The organism is Ruegeria sp. BE1 (assembly GCF_056538885.1).
The window spans coordinates 219615-244915 of the sequence record NZ_JBQFTY010000004.1; the positions used below are offsets into that span (position 1 = coordinate 219615).

The window sequence follows — 25301 nt, forward strand, 5'->3', positions numbered from 1 at the left end:
ATCCTCATATTCCAAGAGGCCCCGGATGTGGACATATTCAAACCCGGTCAAAACCCTGTTCGGCAGTGGGGTGTTCAATCAGGTTCCGAAACTGATCGCTGGTCGCCGCTATGCGCTGATCACTTATCCAGACGACAGATCGCTGGCATTGACGCAACAATTGGCAGATGCCGCTGGACCTGCTGCGCTGGTGATAAATGACATTGCTCCGAACCCGGATTATCGCCTGTTGCGGACCCAATGCGCGCGTTTCCGGCAAATCGCGCAAAAAGTCGAAGTGATCGTCGCTTTGGGCGGCGGTTCTGTGATCGACTCGGCCAAGGTCTTCGCCGCTGCCGACGGTGATTTTAGCAAGGTCGCCGAATATCTGGAAACCAAGGCAGGGGGTGAAACCTTAAGCGCCACGCCGATCATCGCCATCCCCACAACGGCGGGAACCGGCAGTGAGGTCACCTGCTGGGCCACGGTCTGGCAAGAAGAGACGGGCAAGAAATACTCGCTGGCGCGGCCCGACCTCTATCCCGAAGCCGCCGTGATCGATCCGGCGCTGATGGTGAACAAACCGTATGGGCTGACGCTGGCTACCGGTCTGGATACGCTGTCGCACGCATTGGAAAGCATCTGGAACGTCAACGCCAATCCGATCTCGGCGTGCCATGCTGTCGCTGCCGCCCGGCAGGTTCTGGACACTTTGCCCGCGCTGCTCAGCGATTTGGGCAACCTGCAATTGCGCGCCCGAATGGCCGAGGCGTCGCTGAGCGCCGGGCTCGCCTTTTCCAACACCAAAACGGCCATAGCACATAACCTGTCCTATCCCATTACGCTGGGATGGGGGGTGCAGCACGGCATCGCGTGTTCCTTTACGCTGCCGATGATCCTGCGCTCGGTCGCCGGGATTGGCGGATTTCGGCAGGAGGCGCTGCATGCAGTGTTCGGGCCGGACCTGATCGCAGGGGCAGACACGCTGAACAGCTTTCTGACCAGCCTCGGCGTTGCCACCCGGTTCGCAGAATACGGCATTTCTGACAGTCAGCGGGCAGACATTATCGACGCGGCCTTCGCGGGTGAGCGGGGCCGAAACTTTGCCGGAACCAAAGCCGCCTTTCTCGAAGCCGAGAAAGCCATGCAGACCCAACGCCCCAAAGTGGCGTGATTGAATTCAAATCCAACTCAGGCGCAAAAGCGCCCTTACCAAGGACCCCCAAATGACCATTCACACCCCTATCACAGCGAATGAGCGGGTTTACCCTGCACCCAAGGTTCCTGCGATTGCGATCTGTCTGGACGGATGCGAGCCGGAATATCTGGAAGTGGCAATCGCCAAGGGCCTGATGCCGACGCTCAAGCGCATTCGCGAGACCGGCACCGACCGTCTGGCGCATTCGGTGATCCCGTCGTTCACCAACCCCAACAACCTGTCCATCGCAACTGGCCGCCCGCCCAGCGTGCATGGCATCTGCGGCAACTACCTGATCGACCCCGACAGCGGCGAAGAGGTGATGATGAACGATGTGCGGTTCCTGCGCGCGCCGACCATCTTCTCGCAGTTTTACGAGGCCGGGTATCGCGTTGCCATGGTCACCGCCAAGGACAAGCTGCGCGCGCTGCTGGGCGCGGGGCTGAAGTTCGACGAAGATCGCGCGGTGGCGTTCTCGTCCGAACGTTCGGGTGAGACGACGAAGGCCGAGCACGGCATCGACAATGCCAGCGATTGGCTGGGCATGCCGGTGCCCGAGGTCTATTCCGCTGAGCTGTCCGAATTTGTCTTTGCCGCGGGCGTCAAGCTGCTGAAGGAATTCAAGCCCGACATTATGTATCTGTCGACCACGGACTACATCCAGCACAAATTCGCCCCCGAACAGCAGGGCGCGCTGGATTTCTATGCCATGTTCGACAAGTATCTGGCGCAGCTGGATGAGCTGGGTGCGGCCATCGTCGTCACCGCAGACCACGGCATGAAGCCCAAGCATAACGCAGCGGGCGAGCCAAACGTGATCTATGCGCAGGACCTGATGGACGAATGGCTGGGCGAAGGTCAGGCCCGTGTGATCCTGCCGATCACCGACCCCTATGTGGTGCATCACGGCGCGCTTGGCGCGTTCGCCACCGCCTATCTGCCCGAAGGTGCGGACAAGGCCGACATCATGGCCAAACTCGATGCAATTGACGACATGATCCTGGTGGTCGACAAGGAAGAGGCGATCCGCCGCTTTGAGCTGCCCGCCGACCGGATTGGGGACATCGTCATGATCTCGGGCGAGAACATGACCATCGGCACCTCGGCCGACCGCCACGATCTGGCCGCGCTGAAAGAGCCGCTGCGCAGCCATGGGGGCCTGACCGAGCAGGAGGTTCCCTTTATCGTCAACCGCGTCATCGATCTGGGCAACGCGCCCGAGCTGCGCAATTTCGACGCGTTTTTCTACGCCACCACAGCGGCGGCTCAGTAAATGGACGGGACCATGAACAGCTCTGAAATCCGCAATGAGGGCATGCGCATCGGCGGCGAGGTGGTCTTTACCGAGGCCACCGTCCCCGTGCACTATCCCTATACCAACGAGGTGGTCGGCCATGTGCCCGCGGGCACGGCCGAGCACGCGCGCAAGGCGTTTGAGATCGCGGCGAACTACACCCCCAAACTGACCCGGTATGAGCGCAGCCAGATTCTGCAACGCGCCGGCGAGCTGATCGGCGAGCGCCGCGAATACCTGGCCAAATGGCTGACGCTGGAACTGGGTATCTGCCACCAGCACGCGATCTATGAGACCAAGCGCGCGCAGGACGTCTACCAGTTCGCCGCCGCCGAGGCGCTGAAGGATGATGGTGAGATTTTTTCCTGCGACCTGACCCATAACGGCAAGGCGCGCAAGATCTTCACCAAGCGCGAGCCGGTTAAGGCCATCAGCGCGATCACCCCGTTCAACCACCCGCTGAACATGGTCAGCCACAAGATCGCGCCCGCCATTGCGACCAACAACTGCATGGTATGCAAACCGACCGAGCTGACGCCGCTGACCTGCCTGACGCTGGCGGATATTCTGTACGAAGCCGGCCTGCCGCCCGAGATGTTTCAGGTGGTCACCGGCTGGCCGCAAGACATTGGCGACGAGATGATCACCAATGACAATATCGACATCATCACCTTCACCGGTGGCGTGCCGGTGGGCAAGATGATCGCCTCGAAAGCGGGGTACAAACGGCAGGCGCTGGAGCTGGGCGGAAATGATCCCCTGATCGTACTGAACGACCTCAGTGATGCCGATCTGGACAAGGCCGCCACCATCGCCGTGGCCGGGGCCACCGGCAACTCGGGCCAGCGCTGCACCGCGATCAAACGCATTCTGGTGCAGGACAGCGTGGCGGACAAGTTCGTGCCGCTGGTGCTGGAGAAGGCCAAAAAGATCAAGTTCGGCGACCCGCAGGACCCTGCGACCGAACTGGGCTGCGTGATCGACGACAAGGCGGCCGAGATCTTTGAAAACCGCGTCTATCAGGCTGAAAAGGAAGGGGCGGAAATCCTCTATCACCCCGGCCGTCAGGGCGCGCTGCTGCCGCCCATCGTGGTCGACAAGGTGCCCCATGACAGCGAGCTGGTGATGGAGGAAACCTTTGGCCCCATCGTGCCCATCGTCCGCGTGCCGGACGATGACGCGGCGGTGATGGCGATTTCCAACAGCACCGAGTTTGGCCTGTCCTCGGGCGTGTGCACCAACGACCTGAACCGCGCGATTGCCTATATCAACGGTCTGGACGTGGGCACCTGCAACATCTGGGAACAACCTGGCTACCGCATCGAAATGTCCCCCTTCGGCGGCATCAAAGACAGCGGCAACGGCGTCAAGGAAGGCGTCATCGAAGCGATGAAGTTCTTCACAAACGTCAAAACCTACTCTCTGCCATGGCCGGAATGATCCCGCTCTGAACCAAGAAAAAGCCCCGGTCGTTCGAGCCGGGGCTTTTTTGTTTCCATGGTTCTGAGCGTCAGAACATATTCCGCGTCGGTTACACCTGCTCTGGCAGCAGATTGGCCGGGATGTCCTGATAGCACACAGGCCGCAGGAACCGCCGGATGGACAGCGTACCCACGGATGTCGCCCCAAAATTGGTTGAGGCGGGGTAGGGGCCGCCATGCACCATGCTGTCGCAGACCTCGACCCCGGTGGGGAAACTGTTGGCCAGCAAACGGCCTGCCTTGCGCTCCAACAACGGCAGCAGGGCCTGCGCGTCGGCGGTGTCGCCATCGTCCAGGTGCAGCGTACAGGTCAGTTGCCCTTCGATGGCGCGGGCGCTTTGCTGCATCTGGGCCGCATCACGGACGCGCACGACGATACCCAGAGGGCCGAACACCTCTTCCTGCAGCTTGCGATCAGCCAGCCAGTCATCGCCGGAAACCGAGAACAGATAGGGCGCGGCGTCACGGGTTTCGCAGCTTGTGCCCATGATCTGGGTCACGCCGGTGCCAGCGGCAACCCGCGATACGCCATCGCGATAGGCATCGGCGATACCGTCGGTCAGCATGGTCTGGTCGGCGGTAGCCGTTAGGCCCGCCTCGGCCGCGGCCTGAAACGCATCCGCCTCGGGGCCGTCGATAATGACGGCGATGCCCGGATTGGTACAGAACTGACCCGCACCCATGGTCAGCGAACCGGCCCAACCTGTCCCGATCTGTGCCCCACGTGCGGATGCGGCCTGCGGCAGGATGAACATCGGGTTGACCGAGCCCAGCTCGCCAAAAAACGGAATGGGTTCGTCGCGCTGTGCGCACAGGTCGAACAGCGCGCGCCCGCCCGCAAGACTGCCGGTAAAGCCCACGGCGCGGATCAGCGGGTGCTGCACCAGACGGGTGCCCACATCGCGCTTGCCGCCCTGCACCAGAGAGAACACGCCGGGATGTACACTGCAGGCTTTGATCGCCGCGTCGATGGCCTGCGCCACGATCTCACCCGTGCCGGGATGGGCCGAATGGCCCTTGACCACCACCGGGCACCCCGCGGCGAGGGCAGCAGCGGTATCTCCACCCGCCACCGAGAAGGCCAGCGGAAAGTTCGATGCGCCGAACACGGCCACCGGGCCCAGCGGGCGCTGGATCATCCGCAGGTCCGGGCGGGGCAGGGGTGCGCGGTCAGGCATGGCCGGGTCGTGGCGCATGTCCAGATAGCCGCCCTGTTCGATATGGTCGGCAAACAGGCGCAACTGGCCCACGGTACGGCCACGTTCGCCCTGAAGGCGGGCTTCAGGCAGGCCGGTTTCCTGGGTTCCGATCTCGGTGATGGCATCGCCCCGCGCGTCGATCTCATCGGCGATCTTGCGCAGCAGGGTGGCGCGCTCGGCCCGGGTGGACCAGCCAAATGTGGCGAATGCCTCTTCCGCTGCCTCAACAGCGGCGTCTACCAGCGCGGGGGTTCCAACGGGAAAGTCATGGCTGGGGCCATGCGCGGGTTCCGAGGCAAAGGTTGCGTCCGAGCCGACCCAGTCGCCGGCAATCAGGTGTTTTCCGATCAACATGATCTTCGCTTTCTTATAGCAGGCCGCGTTGGGCCAGGTTTCGCATGAGATGAGAGGCCCCGAAGGTCCATTCCGGGCACTCTGTCGACAGGCGCACTGTGTTGGTCAGCGCGCCCAATTTGTCATTGGCAATGGTGACAACATCGCCCAGCTTATGGGTGAACCCGCCACCGGGCGTGTCGCGATCCTGCGTCGGGGCAAACAGTGTGCCCAGAAACAGCATGAACCCATCGGGGTACTGATGATGCCGCCCGACGGTCTGGCCCACCAGATCGGCAGGGTCTCGGCTGATCTGCGACATGGATGAGCTGCCGTTCAGAACGAACCCATCCGGTCCGGAAACCGTCAGCGTCAGTTCCGCCTGGCGCACATCATCCAAGGTGTAGCTGTCGTCAAACAGCCGGATCATCGGGCCAATGGCGCAGGAGGCATTGTTGTCCTTGGCCTTGCTCAGCAGCAGGGCCGAGCGCCCTTCGACATCGCGCAGGTTCACGTCATTGCCCAGCGTCGCGCCCTTGATCTGACCCTGTGAGGTGACCGCCAGAACAACCTCGGGCTCGGGGTTGTTCCAGGTCGAGATCGGGTGCAGGCCCACATCCGCCCCAAAGCCCACCGAGGACAGAACCTGTGCCTTGGAAAACACCTCGGCATCGGGGCCGATGCCGACCTCAAGATACTGGCTCCACAACCCCTCTTCGATCAGAGCTTGTTTGACCTCTGCCGCAGCCTCGGACCCCGGCACGACATTTGACAGGCTATCACCGATCCGCGCCCCGATACGTGTGCGGATGGCCTCGGCCTTGGCGGGATCGCCTGCGGCCTGTTCCTCGATCACCCGTTCAACCATTGATCCGGCGAAGGTCACACCGCAGGCTTTGACAGATTGCAGGTCGCAGGGGGCCAGCCAGATGTGGTCGCCGTCCAGCGGCCCAATCGCCTGACCCGGCGCAGAGCGCACATAATCTGCAGTATCCTCGCGCTCCAGAATATCGCGTGTTGTCGGGGCAGCCTTGGCGGTGATGTCCACCAACTGGCCATCCCGCAGGGTTACAACGCAGGGGCCGATACCGGGCCGCTCTATTCGGCCAAGCCACAGCCCGGCAGAGTCCAAATTCATATTCGTCATGTCAGGTCCTGAGGTTATAGGCACGCGCCGCATTCCCACCCAGGATCGCATCGCGTTCGGATTGTGTCAGCGCCGCAAGCAGCGCATCGGTTGTGGCGACCCATCGGTCATAGCTGCTGGCCAGGGTGCAGACCGGCCAATCGCTGCCCCAGATCAGACGCTGGGGCCCGAAGGTGGTCAGCAAATGATCCACATAGGGGCGCAGATCGTCGATGGTCCAGTCGCCTGCGGCCTCGGTCACCAAACCGCTGAGCTTGCAATAAGCGCCGGTATCGCGGGCCAAAGCGGCCATGTCTTCGGCCCAACCCGCAAGGACACCTTCACGGATCAGCGGTTTCGATCCGTGATCGATCACCACGCGCATATTTGGGTGCCGGGCCAGCAGTTGGCGCAAAGGCCCCAGATGCTGCGGCAGGGTCAGGGCATCAAAGGTCAGATCGTGGCTCTGCAACCCCTCAAAGGCCGGGGTCAGAGCGTCGGCGATCATCCAGTTCGGGTCCGGAAGGTCCTGAATCATCGGCCGCAACCCGACCAAGGCCGGATGTGCGGTCAAAGCCGCGATTTGCGCAGGCGCATCGGCAGCCTCAAAATCTACCCATCCGACGACGCCTTTGATAAACGAGTTCTGATCGGCCAGAGACAGCATGTAATGCGTCTCGGCCACCGTGGGGGCAGCCTGCACCAGCACAGTCGCGTCAATACCTGAGGCTGCCAGCAAAGGCGTCAGATCCTGAGGTGTGAAATCGCGATACAGGGCCGTCAGTTCTGGTGTCAGCCAGCCATAGTCACCCCGCGCCACAGCCCAGAAATGCTGATGTGCATCGATCCTCATCCAATGACGCCTTTCTTGAGGATGATGTTGCCGTACAAGCGTCGCTCGCCCGTCTGAACGATGGCAAAGGCGCTGGCCGCGCGATCGTAAAAGGCAAAGCGTTCCAGCCCCTGCACGCGGGCCGGGTTGTCCGCCGTGGCATCGATGATGGTCTGGAAATCGGCAACCGCCTCGGGCACCGCGTCCGGATCGCCGACCACCTGCATGGTCAGCGCCGGGTCGTGCACGAAACTGTCCAAGGGCATAACCGACAGCACCGCGCGCAGAATCTCACTGGCCGAGGACCCATCGGCGCGAATACAGGTTGGACCAATGCTTGAACCCGGAAAATTCGCATCCGCAATCACGATTTCATCGCCATGGCCCATGGCCCGCAGGGCGTGCAGCAGTTCGGGCGACAGGATGGGGTCGATATTACGCAGCATGGGCGGCTTCACCCGGCAGCGGCGCGTCTGCGCGGATCAGACCCTCGCCGCGCAGATCAGACCACAGCGCGGCCGGAATCTCGCGATCCAGCAGGGCGACATTGGCCTGCACCTCAGCCGCGTTTACGGCACCGGGGATCACGGTTTTGACGCAGGGATGGCCCAGTACAAACTGCAGCGCAGCCGCAATCAGCGGGGTGTCATGCGCGGCGCAAACCGCTTCGATCTTGCGCACGCGGTCCAAAATGTCATCGGGCGCATCGGCATAGTTGTACTTGGCTCCGGGCACTGCGCCGGTCGCCAGAATGCCGGAGTTATAGGGCCCGCCCAGAATGATCCCCACGTCGCGCTTTTCACAGAGCGGCAGGAAACTGTCCAACGCCTCCTGCTCCAGCAGCGTATAGCGACCGGCCAGCAGGAACCCGTCGAAATCGCCCAGACCCAAAAGCCGTTCGCAGACCTGCCATTCGTTCACACCGGCACCGATCGCGGCAATCTCTCCGGCGGCGCGCAGTTCGGTCAGGGCTTTGTAGCCGCCGCCGTCGAACAGCTCTCGGACCTTTGCATCGGACATTTCCTGACTGCCCTGGCTGAAGACGCAGACATCATGGACCAGCAGAATATCGGCATTGGCCACGCCAATCCGCTCGCGGCTGGCCTCATAGGATCGCATCACCCCGTCATAGGTATAGTCGAACACAATGCGTTTTTGCGGCACATCCACGAAGGCTTCGGGTGTGACCTCATGCGGCTCGCAATCCAGCAACAGACGCCCGATCTTGGTCGACAGCTGGATGTTTTCACGGCCAAACCGGGCGATGGCCTCGCCAAAACGGTGTTCGGACCGGCCCAGCCCGTATTGCGGCGCCGTGTCGAAAAAACGGATGCCTGCATCATAGGCTGCTTGCAGCGCCGCCTGCGCATCTTCGTCCGAAACTTTGCGATAAAGATTGCCCAACGGCGCGCCGCCAAACCCCATGCGGGTCAGAGGCACCGGTCGTGCGGTCCGGTGGTTCAGTAATTCGGTTTGCGAAACGGTCATCCTGCCTCTCGTCTGGGTTGGGGAGTGGTGTTGAACAAATGCGGTTGCTGCTGTTGCAGCAGTTCGATCCGGGGCATCAACTGCCCCAGATGATCATGCATGGCCTGCTGCGCCGCAGACGCGTCGTTGTTGTTGATCGCTTCCAGAATCGCGCGATGTTCGGCCAGAGTTTCCGCAATCCGGCCCGGTTTCGGCAGCAACAACATACGCGCACGATTCACCTGCAGCGAGACCGTCTGCGCCACGTCTGGCAGGCGGGTGATGCCGGTAAACTCCATCAGCAGCGCGTGAAAATCTTCGTCCGCCTGGTAAAAGCCGGGAATGTCATCATCTTCGATCAGCAGTTCCTGAAGGCGCATATTGCGGCTCAGCTTCTTGCGTTGTTCGTCGGTCAGGTCGCGCGCAACCTTGGCGACAGCGGCCAGCTCAAGCGCTTCGCGCAGGAATGCCCCCTCATGAATCTCGGTCATCGAGAAATATGAGACGCGCGTGCCCGATTGCGGCACCACATCGACAAGCCCTTCGGCAGCCAATCGCGCGATCGCCTCGGAAACAGGTGCGCGCGACACGCCCAACTGTTCGCAGATCGGCGCCTTCCTCAGATTCGCACCAGGCGGAAAATCAAGCGCGAGGATCGCTTGCTTGATCGCCAGATAAACGCGCTGCGCCAGCGACCCTTCGGTCGTTGTGATGTCCCGCAGAAGGGTCGCATCAATATCCTGAGGTTTGTTCATAACGGCTGGCCTAGCATACTAACATGTTAGTTGACAAGTCTGTCTTCACGGCTTAGCAGTTTGGGCAAGCAAGCGGGAAAACGATGCAAGCAGACGAACAAACAAAAGACGCAACGGCCGGTATGCGGGACGTGATCAAGCTGAACCCGGATGACAATCTTGTTATTGCTTTGCGGGACTTGTCCTCGGGCGATCAGCCAGAGGGCGTACCGGTTCCATTGTTGGGATCGGTGTCACGCGGGCACAAAATCGCAACCGCCGCAATTGCTGCGGGCGAGAATGTGATTCGCTATGGGCAGATCATCGGGCAGGCCAAAGCGGATATTGCGCCAGGCGAACATATCCATGTGCAGAACCTTGGTATGGGCGATCACCAGCAGGACTATGCCCATGCCAGCGCCAATACACCGCTGCCAAGCATCCAGTCCGACCGCGTCTTTCAGGGCTATCACCGCGCGGATGGCAAGGTCGGGACGCGGAACTATATCGGCATTCTGACAACGGTAAACTGTTCCGGATCGGTCGCCCGCTTTATTGCCGAGGCCGCCAACAAGTCCGGCCTTCTGGATGCCTATCCCAACGTGGATGGCATCGTTCCGATCGTTCACGGCACCGGCTGTGGCATGTCTGCGACCGATGAGGGCTATGCCACGCTGTTCCGCACCCTGGCGGGCTATGCGCAGCATCCGAACTTCGCAGGTATTCTGCTGATCGGTCTGGGTTGCGAAGTGATGCAAGTCGCCGATCTGGTGGGGGGCCGCCCAATCCGGCCAGATGGCGCCTTGCGCTATATGACGATCCAGAACGAGGGCGGCACGCGCCGGACCATCGAACGCGGGCTGAAAGAGGTGCAAGGGATTGCCGAGCTGGCCAATCAGGTCACGCGGCAACCGGCGCCAATCCGACATATCACTGTGGGAATGCAGTGCGGCGGATCGGACGGGTATTCCGGGATCACCGCGAATCCTGCTTTGGGATATGCCTCTGACCTTCTGGTGCGCCATGGCGGCACCACGATCCTGTCCGAGACATCGGAAATCTACGGCGCAGAACACCTTTTGACCCGGCGCGCCGAAACGGTGGAGGTCGGTGAACAGCTGATTGAGCGCATCCACTGGTGGGAAGATTATACCGAGCGCAATGGCGGTGAGATGGACAACAACCCCAGCCCCGGCAACAAGCGCGGCGGTTTGACGACCATTCTGGAAAAGTCTTTGGGCGCGGTTGCCAAGGGCGGCACCGCCCCTTTGCGCGGCGTCTACAAGTTTGGTGAGATCGTGGACAAAACCGGTTTTGTCTTCATGGACAGCCCCGGTTTCGATCCCTGCTCGGTCACTGGGCAGGTGGCGTCGGGGTCGAACCTGATTGTGTTCACGACCGGCAGGGGATCGGTCTCAGGCTACCAGCCGACGCCTTGCGTCAAGCTGGCGACCAATTCCGAGATGTACGCGCGCATGGCTGACGACATGGATCTGAACTGCGGCGACATCGTCACAGATGGCGTCAGCATCGAGGCCAAGGGCGAGGAATTGTTCGAGATTCTGATCCGTGTCGCCTCGGGCGAGAAAACCAAAAGCGAGGAACTTGGATTTGGCGGGGTCGAGTTCGTGCCCTGGCAGATCGGCGCAGTGATGTAGCCTGCGTCACGCCCTTGGGGAGAGGGGCAATATGGGAGAAGACATGACAAAACTGGTCGATATGAAGGGGATCGAAAAGTATTTCCCCGGCGTGCACGCGCTGAAATCCGTGCAGTTCGATCTGTTCCCGGGCGAAGTTCACGCGCTGATGGGCGAGAACGGGGCCGGGAAAAGTACGCTGATGAAAATCCTGTCGGGCATCTATCAGCGCGATGGCGGTGATCTGGTGATCGGGGGTCAGTCGGTCAGTCCGACCACCCCGCGCGAAGCGCAGGATCTGGGTATCGGCATCATCCATCAGGAACTGAGCCTGATGAACGATCTGACCGTGGCGCAGAACATCTTTATCGGACGCGAACCGCGCAAAAGCTTTGGGCGTTTGGATGAGGCCGCGCTGAATGCGCAAACGGCCGAAATCTTTGCCTCGATGAACCTGAATCTGGACCCCAGAACGCTGGTTGGCAGCCTGACCATCGCCAAACAGCAGATGGTCGAGATTGCCAAGGCACTGTCCTATCGGTCCAAGGTTCTGATCATGGACGAACCTACTGCGGCCCTGAATGACGCCGAGATTGCCGAGCTGTTCGTGATCATTCGCCGCCTCAAGGCCGAAGGCGTGGGGATCGTCTATATCAGCCACAAAATGGATGAGCTGAAGCAGATCGCCGATCGTGTCACCGTCATGCGCGACGGCGAATATGTGGGCACAGTTGGCGCCTCCGAGACACCGATCAGCCAGATCATCGCGATGATGGTGGGCCGCGAGGTGAACGAAGAACCGCTGGACGTTCCCGATCTGGGGGGTGCTGAGGTCTCATTGGAAATCAAGAGTCTGACCCGCGGTAAAGAGATCAGGGATGTCAGCTTTTCCGTTCAAAAGGGCGAGATTCTGGGCTTTGCCGGTTTGATGGGGGCAGGGCGCACCGAAGTTGCCCGCGCCATATTCGGGGCCGACCCGAAAGAGGGCGGCGAAATCCGGGTGCATGGCAAAGAGGTGTCGATCAAATCGCCCAAAGACGCCGTGCGCGCCGGGATCGGATACCTGTCCGAGGATCGCAAGCATTTTGGTCTGGCCACGGGTATGAACGTGCGTGACAACATCGCCTTGGCGTCGATGGACCTGTTCACCGGGACCGGAGGGGTTCTGAACGACAGTGAAATCAGCACCACCGCCAAAGGCTATATTGCCCAGCTGGGCATTCGCACCCCGTCAGATGTGCAAGAGGTGCGGCTGCTGTCAGGCGGCAACCAGCAAAAGGTTGTCATTGCAAAATGGCTGCTGCGCGATTGCGACATCCTGATCTTTGACGAACCGACTCGCGGCATCGACGTGGGTGCAAAGTCCGAGATCTACAAACTGCTCGAAGAACTGGCCGAACAGGGCAAGACCATCATCGTGATCTCGTCGGAACTGCCCGAGATCATGCGGCTGAGCCATCGTATCGCGGTGATGTGCGAAGGCCGCCTGACCGGCATCCTGCCCGGCGGAAAAGACACCACTCAGGAAGACATCATGCATCTGGCCACCCAGCGTGAGGCGGCGATGCAGGTAACAGGGACAGTCCAATGACCACAGCTACGGATATCGACAAAAAGAAACCCCTTGCGGGTCTGTCGGAAAGCGGCGCCTATCAAAAGCTGCTGGCCTTCGCCAGTCTGATCGCATTGCTGATCGGGTTTTCAATCGCGTCGCCGAATTTCATGCAAACCTCGAACATGATTGCGATTCTGCAGGCGACCTCGGTGAACGGAGTTTTGGCTGTGGCGGCCACTCTGGTCATCATCACCGGCGGGATCGACCTGTCCGTGGGGACGCTGATGACCTTCTGCGCAGTGATCGCGGGGGTCGTGCTGACCTATCTGGGAATGCCCTTGTTGCTGGGCGTCGCAGCAGCGATTGCGGCGGGGGCTTTCTGCGGGCTTTGCTCGGGTACATTCGTGGCCAAGATGAAAATCCCGCCCTTTATTGCCACACTAGGCATGATGCTGATCCTCAAGGGTCTGTCGCTGGTCATCTCGGGCACACGACCGATCTATTTCAATGACACGCCGGGATTCGACCAAATCTCGCGCGGGTCACTGATCGGAGAAGTGTTTCCGGCGCTGCCCATCCCGAACGGCGTGCTGATCCTGTTTCTGGTGGCGATTGCGGCATCCTACATCCTCAGCCGCACGGTTCTGGGCCGCTATACATTTGCGCTGGGATCGAACGAAGAGGCAGTGCGCCTGTCCGGTGTCAACACGGATGCGTGGAAGATGCGCATCTACGCTCTGGCGGGTGCAATCTGCGGTATCGGCGGCATCCTGATCGCTTCGCGCCTGAACTCGGCCCAGCCAGCGCTGGGTCTGGGGTATGAGCTTGAGGCCATCGCGGCTGTGGTGATTGGCGGCACGTCCCTGTCGGGTGGGCGCGGCACCATACTGGGCACGCTGATCGGGGCGCTGATCATGGCGGTGCTGACCAACGGACTGCGCGTGCTGTCCGTGGCGCAGGAATGGCAGACCGTTGTCACCGGCGCGATCATCATTCTGGCCGTCTATGCCGACATGGCGCGGCGCAAGAAATCCGGTTGAACAAAGCAAAGACACAACGACAAACAGTGGAGGAGAAAAACATGTTTACACGTCGTTTCCTATTGGGTGCGCTCAGCGCGGCCACGATTGCGGGCCCGGCCTCGATGGCGGCAGCTGAGGATATCTATATCCCGCTGGTCTCGAAAGGTTTCCAGCACCAGTTCTGGCAGGCGGTGAAGTCAGGGGCCGAACTGGCCGCGGATGAATACAACGTCACCATCACCTTTGAAGGCCCCGACAACGAGACCATGGTAGACCGCCAGATCGACATGCTGGCGGCAGCGCTTGCCAACAACCCCAAGGCCATCGGCTTTGCGGCACTGGACAGTCAGGCGGCAATCCCGCTGCTGAAGCAGGCCAATGACAAGGGTATTCCGATCATCGCCTTTGACAGTGGCGTCGACAGCGACATCCCGCTTTCGACCGCAACAACCGACAACCTTGCAGCGGCCGGTCTGGCCGCAGACAAGATGGCCGAGAAACTGGGCGGCAAAGGCAAAGTGGCCGTTGTGGCACATGACCAGACCAGCCGCACCGGGATCGACCGCCGCGACGGTTTCGTCAATCGCATGGCCGAGAAATACCCGGACATCGAAGTTGTCACCGTTCAATACGGACAGGGTGACCACCTGAAATCGACCGAGGTGACCAAGGCGATCCTGACCGCGAACCCGGACCTGAATGGCATCTTCGGCACCAACGAAGGCTCGGCCATCGGTGTGGTGAACGGTGTGCAGGAACTGGGCACCGAGGGTCTGGTCATCATCGGCTATGACAGCGGCAAGGCCCAGAAAGACGCAATCAAAAGCGGTCTGATGACGGGTGCGATCACGCAGAACCCGGTTGGCATCGGCTATGAAACGGTCAAGGCAGCGGTTGCCGCGCTGAACGGTGAAGAGGTTCCATCACTGATCGACACCGGCTTCTACTACTATGACGCGTCGAACATGGACGACCCGAAAATCTCGGCCGTTTTGTACGACTAAAGCTTTGGGGTTTTACCTGTCTAAGGTGAAACCCGAAATGCTAAAAAGACACATATAGCTCACGGTAGACTGGTCCGCCTGTTTCAGGCGGGCCGGTTTCCGTTTGGGCTTTGGTCCCCGAAAACCACGGTCGGTGCAATTCCGCCGGAACACTCATTTTGGGATTTCATGTTTTTCGGATAATTGTGTTAGGGTTGCGCCCATATTCTCAAAATTCATTTAAAGGTAGTTGATCCATTGCCAGATACATCCAGCAGCGTATTCAGAATGCGTCCATTGGAGAAGGCGGATCTAGAGGTCATTACACCCTGGTTTCAGAACATTGATGATCTGGCCAGATTTGACCGCACGTCCCGCATTCCATTCAACCAAGCCCAAACCGAAGATTCATGGTCCGATGCGTTTGACCCGTCCGGCAGCAAGGGAAAATCCTGGTTCGTCGTCGAGTCGGCAAATGGTGACCTGCTTGGGCTAACTGGTCTTGAGGCGATTTCGCCCATCAACCGCGACGCCATCATGGCCATGTTTGTCGAAAAATCATCGCGGCGTCTTGGAATTGCGATACGGGCAACCGCGCTATTGGTTGACTTCGCATTTCGGCAGCTTGGCTTGAACCGGCTAACGTCCTACTATCGGGATGACAATCATATCAGCCGTGATCTGGTAGAACGGTTGGGATGTCGGGTTGAAGGGACCATGCGGCAAGCCTGGTATACGGATGGGGCATTTCACGATATGGTCGTGGTCGGCATTCTCAGGCAGGACTGGCTGGACCGGCGCGCGGCTTTGGCGCAGGAGCTTGACCCGAAAACGGTCGTGACGTTTGGATCAGGCGACGCATCGACGTGGTCCTGGCCTCCGCAAATCGGCAATGGTTCGTAACAGGTGTGATTTTGCTCTCAGATTGCAAAAGCATTTCTTGTTATAAAATGACGGCAGGGTTCGAGTACGGACGACCAGACGAGTATCTATTGTGAACACTTCAAGTTCAAATCCATCAATTACACAAAAGCTGGGCGCGGTCTTGTTCGCCGATGTTGTCGGCTATTCTCGCCTCATGAGCGAGAATGAGCTCGATACATATAACGCGCTGAAATCACTGATGACGCAGCTGGAAGAAACCTGCGCGGCCTTTCAGGGCCGCGTGGTCGAGGTGCGCGGGGACGGCGTTCTGGCGCTGTTCGAAACGGCCACCAGCGCGGTGGAATTCGGTGTAGAGCTGCACCGCATCGCCAGCCAGCACAATCAATCCCGCCCCGATGATCAGCGAATCAATTTCCGGGCCGGTGTGCATCTGGGTGAAATCCTGATCGACGATCGCGGCATCCATGGCGACAACGTCAATATCGCCGCCCGACTTCAGGAAATCGCGGAACCGGAACGGGTCTATGTCAGCTCAGCTGTCTATGATCAGGTCTGCAACCGGCTGCGTTATGGTTATGAGTTTCTGGGGCCCAAGCAGCTCAAGAACATCCTCTCGCCCGTCTCGACCTACTGCGTCCGCAGCGAGGTCGCCGGGGCAACAATGGCCGGGACAATGCGTCCGGATGTGCCGGGCGACATTCTGGAACGCCCCGATACGCCCTCGGTCGCCATTCTGCCTTTCAGCAGCCAGGGCGGGGACGAATCCGACAGCTGGATTGCCGAAGGTCTGACCGACGACATCATCATGAACCTGTCCAAGTTCCGCAATCTTTTCGTCATTGCGCGGAACTCGTCATTTTTCTTCAAAACGCAGTCCATGTCGCCAAAGGAGGCCGCGCAAAAGCTGAACGTGCGCTATGTCGCCCGTGGCAGCGTCAGACGCTCGGCCAGCCGCATTCGCATCTCTGCAGAACTGGTGGACGCAACCTCGGAACGAACCATCTGGGGTGAGCGGTTTGACCGCAAGATCGACGATATTTTCGATATTCTGGACGAGGTGACAGAATGCATCGTCGCGGCCACAGCTGTGATGATCGAATCCCACGAAAAACAGCGCATGATCCAGTCGATCCCATCCGATCTTGAGGCATATGGGTCGGTGTTGCAGGGCCAGTATCATATTTTCAAATACACCCGGAACGACAATCGCAAAGCGCAGGATTTCTATCAGTCCGCTTTGGCGCGGGATGAAAACTATGCCCGCGCCGCCGCTGCGTTGTCACGTACGCTGAATATCGACTGGCGGTATTCCTGGACCGAGGACCCCTCAAGCGCGCTGGATCAGGCGCTGAGCTTTGCGCAGCGCGCGATCGAGCTGGACCCGACCGATGCCCGCGGTTTTGGAGAGCTGGGCTATGTGCATCTGTACCGCAAGGAACATGACGCCGCGCTACAGTCTTATCGCCGGGCCTTGGCGCTTAATCCCAACGATGCGGATATGCATTCCGACTTTGCCGATGCTCTGGCCCATTCGGGCGACAATGAAACGGCGATCACGCATATCCAGCAGGCGATGCGGCTGAACCCCTATTTCCCGGATCAGTACCTGTGGCATCTGGGTGGAGCCTACTACAATCTGCGCCGCTACGACGACGTGATTGCAACCGTCAACAAGATGAACAACCCGACGGAGGGGCAGCGGATGCTGGCCGCCAGCTACGCCCAGCTGGGTCAAACCGACCTGGCCCGTCAGATCGCGGACAAACACCGGGTTGCTCATCCCAACTTCTCGCTCGAACGTTGGGGCGCGGTTCTGCCGGATCGTCTTGAAGAAGACACCCAGCACTTTGTCGAAGGTCTGAAAAAGGCAGGGTTCTGAACAGAAAAGGGCGCGTGAACAACGCGCCCTTGGTCTGAAACTTGAACAGCCGGGCTTAGTCGCCGCCGCGCGCCTTGGCCCCGCTGACCTTCGCGCCGCTGACTTTGGCACCCGAGACCTTGGCCCCGGACACTTTCGCACCGCTCACCTTGGCACCCGATACTTTGGCGCCGCTGATTGCAGGACTGTCAAAGCCGAAATAGATGTCGAGCAGAACCTGTTCGAACTGGCCAGTCATCACGTCCATGCGGATGGTGAAATCGGCCTTGTCATAGTCCCAGACGCGGATATCGTTGGCCATCTGGTACTCGGCAGAAGCAACGCCTGAAAGAGTGGGCGAGACAGGCGCACGAGCCCCTTGAGTGTCTGGCGCGTTATCCATCGTGGCTGTTTCACCCTCACCATGCACAAGGAAAATGCAGGGCTCAGGCAATTCATAGTACGTGCCTTCATAGGCAAAGCCATAAATTCTGGCGAACCGGGCATCATCATCCAGTTGTTCGGCCAAATGATTGTTTTGACCGCGCCGTTTTCCGGGCTTGTCCGTTTCTTTGAATTTCTGTTCGCCCAGACCAAAGTTACCATCCTGTAACCAAAGACCTTTCTGGGTACCACGTCTAACCTTGATGACCGTGCCGCGTTTGAATTGCGTTTTGTTGAACCATGAATTGTCACCGTCATCTGCAACTGTGTAGATGCCGTTCTCTGACTCTTTGGCCTGGTTCTTGACCAGCACACGATCCCCGGCATTCAGCGGCACACCATCGACGGTGTCACCCTGCAAAGGGTCGAGCGGTGCCGTGGTCGCCGCTTTTACCTTGGTCTGCGTGTCGATTTTAATCTCTTCGACTGTTCGCCCAAACAATAACACTTCTGAAAAACTGAGAAGGGACTCAGACATAACACTCTCTCCCAATTGTGGGAGCGACGGAGTCCGAACCCTCATCTCCCCCTTTTTAAAATGCACCCGAACAAGAAAATCCGGGCTTATTATCCAAAAATCATCCTAGGTTTGCATGCCACAAAACGGTTCAAAAATAAAGGGAATTGGTCATTCACCCGGCACCTGCGTACGGACCGAGTTTGAGTGGCTGTCTTCTTCGGGATCAGGCACGCGCGGTCCTGCGGTTGTCAGGCCGATATCGCGCATTCGAAAGTTCCCTTCGATGATGCGGCGAAAGGCACCGCCGGTGATTTCCTGATCAACGGCCAACAGCGCTTTTTCTACCCCGAAATAGCTGAGCATATCCGCATCCAGACGTTCCCATGCATCGGCCAGATAGGTGCCAAGGTAATCCCGCGCCTCAAGCAGAGCGACGCGAAACCCTTCGGGGTTTTCTGCATACCTGGCGTCAAAAATGCCCTGCATCACCTCGCTGTAATTGGGCGAGTCCTCCAACTGGTCAGACAGGTGTTCTTCTTCGGCCGAGATCAGGTCATGCACCAGCAGCCGTTCGTGATAGATATCGACAAATATGTCGAACATGGCTCCGGTCAGCGGTTCTGACAGCGCGTGTTCGCTGGACCATCCTGAAGCGAACTCTGACAGCGATCGGGTATTGGCCGCCATACGGATCTGGGCGTTGTCCGACAATTCGGCAAAGCGGCTAAGACGATTGAACGAATACAGGTTTCCCTTCGTGTTCTCCAACAATGCGTCAACCACGGACCCGAAATGCAACGACGCCAGCAAAGCCACCAAATCTGCGGCAGATTCATGAAACCCGTAATACTCACCCCCCGCATCCCCGTCCGAGGGCATTCCGATCACGCTGTAAATGATGGCATGCCCGATTTCATGCGCGACCACATCGAAGTTCAGACTGTAGGGGCGGTATTCATTCCCATGTTCATGTGTTCCCCCGGTTTCCAGAAAGCCCCATCCGATATGCGCATTGTCGAGGCTGGGCAGCAGCGATAACTCCAGCCGGTCGAAATCCCGCGCGAAATGCCAGGGGATCGGGCGGTCGAAATAGCCTTGCCAGACATCCATGGTAAAATGGGCCGAGCCAAACAGATGGGCCGCTTCGAATGCGGGATCGGACGGATCTATATGGATGAAATTGCCAAGCTCATCCGGCATGGCAGGGGGATGAATGTATCCATCCCAGGGGGGTAGATACATACCGGGTCTGTTGGGCCCCGGAACAATCGCCCCATAGGGCGTGGTTTTTCCGACCGGGTTGACCGTGTACATGCGCGGGCCTGACGGACCCGGGCCAATACTGCCCTGCGGGGCGGAAATTTCGACAAGTTCCAGCGGTGCATCGGGTTCCAGAAAAGGAGACTGAGGGTAAAGTAAAAACCGGGTTCCCGGCTCCTCCTCGATCTGATCAGGGTCGTGCATGTAATACCCTCCGGTGCCGGGCCCCTAGTCGCAGGACCTCTGGCGATACAAATACTCGGCTTTTATCAATTCATAAAACGCATCGCGCCCGGTCAGACCCAGCGCCACTGCGTAAGAGTCAAGATCATCGGGCACCTCCTGGTCAAGATGAGATTCAAAATACCAAACCAAAAGGCTTAACCGATCCACGTCGGACTGACCGGCGGAACCGGTGTATCGGGCCTTGTTCCGGGCCCGGTCGCGCAATTCTGGATAGTCGTCCGACAGACGTAGCTGGGTCAACAGCTGCGTCTGTAACCTGTTGGCCCGCGCGGCGATGGCGGCCTCGGTCTGGGCACTTTCAGTCAACATTGCCTCATAGCGCTCGGGGGTCAGATCGTTGTCTTCGATCCAGCCCATCAGATCAGCGCGTCGTGTCAAACCCGCGGCGCCGCGATGGGCCTCCATCTGTCGGATCAGATCGGCACGGTCGGGCGTCTGACCGCGTCGGGTGGTCTCTTCGCGGGCCAGCAGCGCCAAAACGGCGCGGTCGCGAAATGAGGTATAAAGGTCAGGCCGCAGCCGCAGCTCATCGATCACGGCATCCGCATCTGATGCGGTTTCTCCATCGACGCGCGACCGCAGCGCCTTCCACATCACCGTTGGTTCGGTTCGGACCGTGTCAATGGGGGGCAGGGGAGTGCCTGCCAAATGATCAGCCATCTTTTGCAGCATGGCGACCGCATCCGTCGCCTTTGCATCAACGCGCCCATCTTTCAGCCAGTGCGCAAAATCATCCACGCCTGGCTGATCCTGAAGGGACCCAAGGATATCCGACCAGATGCGTTCGCGATAGTGCAATGCCTTTGCGCGGCTTAGCACTTGCGTGGCTGTATCGGGCGGCAATACACCGTCGCTTTGGGCCTTTGCCACCGTGGCCCGGATCGACACCATGGGTTCGCTGAGAGGTTGAAACCCAAGCTCAGCCGGGCTGTGCAGAACGGCCACTTCGTCATCATCCTGCAGCACATCGCTGCGGTAATCCTCAAAAATGGCACCAACACCGATCATACCGAAATCAGCCAGTTCGGCGGCGCGCAAAGCGCCCATGCTTGCACTGCCAAACACGGGGATGCCCTGTTCCATCGCCCAGAGAATTTCCTTGTGCCAGACCGAGGGCACGCCGTCGAAAAACCCATCGATAATGCCTATGGCCGGAGGGTTTTCTTTGACCACCCGATAGACATCCCCTTGCCGGACAGGCGGCAACAGCCTTGCATCCAAATGCTGGGACACGGCCTTGGGCGACAGGGTAGGGCCGACAAAAACAACGGGCTTCATAACTGACCTGCCAGAATACGCTCGGCCCGGGGGCCCGCTACATAATCGGGATCGTCATGGGGGGCCTCAAGACCCGGGATAACCGCACGCACCACGGCAACGTCAAACTCGGGCCGCGACAGATCGACCGAGACAACCTGCGTGATCCCAACCGCAGCCAGCCGTTGCAACAGCACGGCAAGGTCCTCTTCGAAAGAGCCTGTCGCAATGGAAGGACAGTCAAGAAAGCTCTGATCCGCTTTGGTGTCGTCGATCAGATCGCGTATGTATTGGGCCCGCTCTGTTTTCGCCTGATCGGTAAACTCAGCCGGGTCCAGATCATCACGCGCACCCGAGATATATGTCAGCCGCGTCTGGGCGGCCTCGGTCACGGCGCGCAGAAAGGCGATGGCCCGATCCGGGTGGCAGCCATCCCCGATCCCGATATGCCCCGGCTGTCCGTCGGACTCGCAGATCACACAGCGAAAACACGCAACCCCGATGTCCGAGGTCGTGTCCCAAACCCCAATCTCCAACCCTGCCTTTTTGATCATGCCGATCGCTTCAAGGCAGAGCGGATGGTCAACGCTGCTCAGATCAAGACGTGGCAGGCCCGGCTGATGACTCCATAGGGTAGTGGCATCCCGCTCAATGAGTTCGCAAATTGCGTGGCAGGTGGCCTCGATCCGGTTATTGCCCGAGGCCAGCCCGTTGGTCGTGCGTGGGAAAGCGCCTTGCCCTCCGGCAGGTGGCGACGTCGTATAATCCGTATCCACCATTTCCAGCGGCACCCAACACGGCTGATCCGCGGCCAAATCCGTGCCTTGAACCCAAAGTGTATCGCGGTTCGGATCAAATCGCCCACCCGTCACCCGGGGCAGGCCCGCGACGTCAACCACGGATGCCTCTTCGTTCAGATCTGAAAACCGGGCCAGACGCTGCGGGGCCTGAACACGTTCGGCATGCCACGCTTCAACCGCCTCCATCACGCCCGAGGCTCGGGCGGCCACCAAGGACAACCCTTTGCCCAGCGATACGGCGACGGACCTCGAATTGGGACGGGACACCATAACAGTCGGTAATCCAATCCGGTCCAGCCCGGTCAGGTTTGCGATCCGGGTAATGCCCATGGTTTTGAGAAACGGTTCGACGATCTGCAACGTCTGTTCAGGATCACGCAGCCTGTGTGTGTCCAACACATACTGCTTTTGCGAAATATCGGGCATAATATGACCTTGCTGAAATTCATAACCGCAACGTCAAAATCTCAGCGCCGGGCCAGTCTTTGTCTGTGCAGGATGATGGATCGCCGTGATCCGGTCAACTATCGCGTATATCGGGTAACGCGTATTATGTTAAATATATCGGGATAAGAACAAATCTACCGTGCTGCCGCGCTCGACCGTCTATCTTCGGCTGATAAGCTGGACACGCTGGTTCGGTGATCCCGCCGAAATCCGGGTTTGACTTAACCGGTTTGGGCATACTGATCACCGCAGGATTGGTATGGGGCTGGTATGGCTCAACCCCGACCACAGTCACCGGCGAAAGCATCATCGTGCGCCGCGCCGGGCTTGAAACACTCAGGAAATTGCCGATCTGACCCAAAGCGTCGACAACGCGCAGCACGAGATTGAGATCCTGCAACAGGCGATTGAACAGAACTCGATCCTGCGCTCGTGAACAGAACTCGATCCTGCGCTCGCCCTTTGCAGGGCGGATTGTCGAAGTCGGCAAAGGCGTCGGCGACCTTGTCAGCGCAGGCGAGCAGTTGCCCAAGCACCGGATTCCTCACGCCTGGCATCAGGTGAGGCAAACCTGACACTCAAAGCGATGGACGCTGGGCCGGGGCTGGTTTACCAGCCATGAATTGACGCGTAATAAGCGACCACCCAAATCAATTGGGCAACGGGTTTGAGGAGGCCGATCCATGACGGCGCAGCAGCAGCGGATTTCGATTCAGGACGCCTTTGCGATGGCCATGTCGCACTATGAGAAAGGCGCGCTGCAACAGTCGGTGTCGTTGTTGTCTGAAATCGTCAAAACCGCACCCAACCACGCGGACGCGCATCATATGCTGGGGCTTATTGCGTTCCAGACCGGCCAGAGCGATCCGGCGGTCAAGGCGGTGGCGCAAGCCATTCAACTGCGCCCCGACAATGCAAATTACCTGGCGAATTACACCGAGATTTTGCGCAGCGCAGGACAGCTGGACCAAGCCCGGACCACTGGTGAGCGGGCGGTACGTCTGGCCCCGGGGCATGCCGCCGCGCATTCGAACCTTGGCTTGGTCTACTACGACCTTGAAGAGCTGGAATCGGCCCGCCAGGCGCAGGAACGGGCCCTGGCTATATCGCCGGAATTTGACCGCGCACTGAATAACCTCGGCAGTATCGCCCGCGATCTGGGTGATCGTGCCAAAGCGACCGAGCGGTACCGGCAGGCCCTGCGTATCAACCCGGCCTCCTCCGAGACGGCAAATAACCTGATTTCCGTCCTGATCGAACTCGAAGACGTGGAGGCGGCGCGTTCCGTGGCCCAATCCCACGCCAAATCCGCACCGCACGATCCCGAGCTTCATCGCAATTTCGGCCGGATCTTCATGCTGCAAAGCGATCTGGACAAGGCCGAGAACGCATTTCGCAATGCGATTTCCCTGGATGGAAAGAAAGCCGACAGCTTTGTGGGCCTCTCGCAGGTTCTGTTTGAAAAGAACCATCCGAAACTGGCCCTGATCGAAGTCGAGCAGGCCCTGTCGCTGGACCCTGATAACGCCGCCGCCTGTCATCAAATGGCTTTGGTCAAGGCGCATCTGGGGGACGTAGAGGCCGCCAAGCGCCTTTATAACAGAGCGCTTGAGCTCAAACCGGACATGACCTCCAGCCGGCTGGCTCTGGGGCATCTGGCAATGGAACAGGGCGACTTCGACAGCGCGCGCGCAGTGTTCAATGCAGCAGCTGACGCCTCGGATGATCCGCTGAGCGCACAGATCGCGCTGGTGCGGCTGGACAAGATCACCGAAGACAGCCCCGTCTTTCAGGCGCTTGAGGCCGCGTTACCAAAGGCCGACGCAATGCTGCCGCAAAAGGCCGTATCCTATCATTTCGCGATGGGCGACAGTTATGAAAAGCTCAAACGCTATGACGAGGCGTTCGCGCAGTTCGAAAAAGGGGCCAAGCTGAAACGGTCGCTGATCGACTACGATCCGGCCGAGACCGAAAAGCTAACCGAGGCTCTGATCGCAACTTTCAACGCAGATCGCATCGCCGAACTGCGCCGCAGCGCCATTCCAAGCGCGAAGCCGATCTTTGTACTGGGCATGCCCCGCTCTGGCACCACTCTGACGGAATCCATTCTGGACGCCCATCCGCTGGTCACAGGGGCTGGCGAGTTGAACGATCTGCAGCAGCTTTTCGGCAACCTGCCCGACGGGCGCACCAATGTCCCGCAGGCAATTGCGGGTATGACAGGCGCTGACCTGACCCGGCGGGCCGAGGATTACGTCGCCATGCTCACGCGGCTTGGCGCCGATGCGCCGCATGTTGTCGACAAAATGCCCGCGAATTTCCAATTGGTCGGTCTGATCCACGCGTTGATGCCCAATGCCAGCATCATTCACATCACCCGCGATCCGCTGGATATCTGCCTGTCCTGCTACACCCGCCTGTTCGAACGCAGCCAGCTACACAGCTATGATCAGGTTGAGCTGGGTCAGTATTATAATTCTTATGTGCGGCTGATGCAGCACTGGCAGGCTGTTCTGCCCGAGGGCGCAATTCATACGATCCGGTACGAGGATCTGGTCGACGACATTGACACGGTCGCGCGCGGAATCACCGATTTTTGCGGGCTGGAATGGTCGGACAACTGCCTTGAGTTTTACACTGGAAAACGCCGGGTACGCACGGCCAGCGTTCAGCAAGTACGCCAGCCGCTTTATGCCACCTCAAAAGAGAAATGGCGCCGCTACGAGGCCCACTTGCAACCGCTGATCGAAACAATTGGGGATAACCGCCTCTGACCGTCTTTTACCGCGGGCAGTGTGCGTTTG

21 protein-coding genes are annotated in these 25301 nt (G+C 59.4%); 10 read left to right on the forward strand and 11 right to left on the reverse strand.

What is annotated here, in order from left to right:
- The first annotated feature begins 25 nt into the window (after positions 1 to 25).
- The 3 genes from psrA to phnY are packed head-to-tail and all read left to right on the forward strand — an operon-like array spanning position 26 to position 3911.
- Positions 26 to 1153 carry an iron-containing alcohol dehydrogenase PsrA gene (gene psrA, locus ACR0J5_RS13870; protein WP_480654278.1) on the forward strand — a complete coding sequence of 376 codons (1128 nt, stop codon included), beginning with the start codon at positions 26 to 28 and terminating at the stop codon, positions 1151 to 1153.
- A gap of 52 nt (positions 1154 to 1205) precedes the next feature.
- Complete coding sequence (gene phnA, locus ACR0J5_RS13875; RefSeq protein WP_480654280.1) at positions 1206 to 2450, forward strand: phosphonoacetate hydrolase; 1245 nt, start codon at positions 1206 to 1208, stop codon at positions 2448 to 2450.
- Positions 2451 to 2462: 12 nt separating this feature from the next.
- Complete coding sequence (gene phnY / locus ACR0J5_RS13880) at positions 2463 to 3911, forward strand: phosphonoacetaldehyde dehydrogenase (protein WP_480654282.1); 1449 nt, start codon at positions 2463 to 2465, stop codon at positions 3909 to 3911.
- Between the two features lie 91 nt (positions 3912 to 4002).
- Here phnY and ACR0J5_RS13885 read toward each other — a convergent pair whose 3' ends face one another.
- From ACR0J5_RS13885 to ACR0J5_RS13910, 6 genes are read right to left on the reverse strand one after another with little or no spacing between them, the layout of a single operon-like run.
- Positions 4003 to 5505, reverse strand: coding sequence for an aldehyde dehydrogenase (NADP(+)) (locus ACR0J5_RS13885; RefSeq protein WP_480654284.1), 1503 nt, complete (start codon positions 5503 to 5505; stop codon positions 4003 to 4005).
- Between the two features lie 13 nt (positions 5506 to 5518).
- Positions 5519 to 6631, reverse strand: a complete 1113-nt coding sequence (locus ACR0J5_RS13890; protein ID WP_480654286.1) for a fumarylacetoacetate hydrolase family protein — start codon at positions 6629 to 6631, stop codon at positions 5519 to 5521.
- A 1-nt stretch (position 6632) separates the two neighbouring features.
- Positions 6633 to 7463 carry an amidohydrolase family protein gene (locus ACR0J5_RS13895; RefSeq protein WP_480654288.1) on the reverse strand — a complete coding sequence of 277 codons (831 nt, stop codon included), beginning with the start codon at positions 7461 to 7463 and terminating at the stop codon, positions 6633 to 6635.
- On the reverse strand, positions 7460 to 7888 hold the full coding sequence (locus ACR0J5_RS13900; protein WP_480654290.1) for an RbsD/FucU family protein: 429 nt from the start codon (positions 7886 to 7888) through the stop codon (positions 7460 to 7462). The genes ACR0J5_RS13895 and ACR0J5_RS13900 overlap by 4 nt, the downstream gene beginning before the upstream one ends.
- Positions 7878 to 8930, reverse strand: a complete 1053-nt coding sequence (locus tag ACR0J5_RS13905) for an aldo/keto reductase (RefSeq protein WP_480654292.1) — start codon at positions 8928 to 8930, stop codon at positions 7878 to 7880. The genes ACR0J5_RS13900 and ACR0J5_RS13905 overlap by 11 nt, the downstream gene beginning before the upstream one ends.
- Positions 8927 to 9664 (reverse strand): GntR family transcriptional regulator, encoded by a 738-nt coding sequence (locus tag ACR0J5_RS13910; RefSeq protein WP_480654294.1) that lies wholly within the window; start codon positions 9662 to 9664, stop codon positions 8927 to 8929. Before ACR0J5_RS13910 ends, ACR0J5_RS13905 begins: the two co-directional genes overlap by 4 nt.
- Before the next feature lie 83 nt (positions 9665 to 9747).
- On the opposite strand from ACR0J5_RS13910, the gene ACR0J5_RS13915 reads away from it, so the two are divergent.
- From ACR0J5_RS13915 to ACR0J5_RS13940, 6 genes are all read left to right on the forward strand, one after another.
- On the forward strand, positions 9748 to 11301 hold the full coding sequence (locus ACR0J5_RS13915; protein ID WP_480654296.1) for a UxaA family hydrolase: 1554 nt from the start codon (positions 9748 to 9750) through the stop codon (positions 11299 to 11301).
- 43 nt (positions 11302 to 11344) lie between these two features.
- Positions 11345 to 12871 (forward strand): sugar ABC transporter ATP-binding protein, encoded by a 1527-nt coding sequence (locus ACR0J5_RS13920; RefSeq protein WP_480654298.1) that lies wholly within the window; start codon positions 11345 to 11347, stop codon positions 12869 to 12871.
- On the forward strand, positions 12868 to 13875 hold the full coding sequence (locus ACR0J5_RS13925) for an ABC transporter permease (protein WP_480654300.1): 1008 nt from the start codon (positions 12868 to 12870) through the stop codon (positions 13873 to 13875). Before ACR0J5_RS13920 ends, ACR0J5_RS13925 begins: the two co-directional genes overlap by 4 nt.
- Positions 13876 to 13916: 41 nt before the next feature.
- Positions 13917 to 14861: a substrate-binding domain-containing protein gene (locus tag ACR0J5_RS13930; protein WP_480654302.1), complete on the forward strand. Its 945-nt coding sequence runs from the start codon at positions 13917 to 13919 to the stop codon at positions 14859 to 14861.
- 267 nt (positions 14862 to 15128) lie between these two features.
- Positions 15129 to 15743 (forward strand): GNAT family N-acetyltransferase, encoded by a 615-nt coding sequence (locus ACR0J5_RS13935; protein ID WP_480654304.1) that lies wholly within the window; start codon positions 15129 to 15131, stop codon positions 15741 to 15743.
- Positions 15744 to 15834: 91 nt separating this feature from the next.
- The gene (locus tag ACR0J5_RS13940; protein WP_480654306.1) at positions 15835 to 17604 is read left to right on the forward strand and encodes an adenylate/guanylate cyclase domain-containing protein; all 1770 of its coding nucleotides are present in this window, start codon (positions 15835 to 15837) and stop codon (positions 17602 to 17604) included.
- A gap of 55 nt (positions 17605 to 17659) precedes the next feature.
- On the opposite strand, the gene ACR0J5_RS13945 is transcribed toward ACR0J5_RS13940, so the two are convergent.
- From ACR0J5_RS13945 to ACR0J5_RS13965, 5 genes are all read right to left on the reverse strand, one after another.
- Positions 17660 to 18571: a hypothetical protein gene (locus tag ACR0J5_RS13945; RefSeq protein WP_480654308.1), complete on the reverse strand. Its 912-nt coding sequence runs from the start codon at positions 18569 to 18571 to the stop codon at positions 17660 to 17662.
- Positions 18572 to 18655: 84 nt separating this feature from the next.
- Complete coding sequence (locus tag ACR0J5_RS13950) at positions 18656 to 19951, reverse strand: gluzincin family metallopeptidase (protein WP_480654310.1); 1296 nt, start codon at positions 19949 to 19951, stop codon at positions 18656 to 18658.
- Positions 19952 to 19975: 24 nt separating this feature from the next.
- Positions 19976 to 21271, reverse strand: a complete 1296-nt coding sequence (locus ACR0J5_RS13955) for a TfuA-like protein (protein WP_480654312.1) — start codon at positions 21269 to 21271, stop codon at positions 19976 to 19978.
- On the reverse strand, positions 21268 to 22476 hold the full coding sequence (locus ACR0J5_RS13960; RefSeq protein ID WP_480654314.1) for a YcaO-like family protein: 1209 nt from the start codon (positions 22474 to 22476) through the stop codon (positions 21268 to 21270). Before ACR0J5_RS13960 ends, ACR0J5_RS13955 begins: the two co-directional genes overlap by 4 nt.
- Positions 22477 to 22600: 124 nt before the next feature.
- Entirely contained in the window at positions 22601 to 23029 is a 429-nt protein-coding gene (locus ACR0J5_RS13965) for a hypothetical protein (RefSeq protein ID WP_480654316.1), read from the reverse strand.
- Positions 23030 to 23180: 151 nt separating this feature from the next.
- Here ACR0J5_RS13965 and ACR0J5_RS13970 point away from each other — a divergent pair, with 151 nt between their 5' ends.
- Positions 23181 to 25271 carry a tetratricopeptide repeat protein gene (locus tag ACR0J5_RS13970; RefSeq protein WP_480654318.1) on the forward strand — a complete coding sequence of 697 codons (2091 nt, stop codon included), beginning with the start codon at positions 23181 to 23183 and terminating at the stop codon, positions 25269 to 25271.
- Positions 25272 to 25301 lie beyond the last annotated feature (30 nt).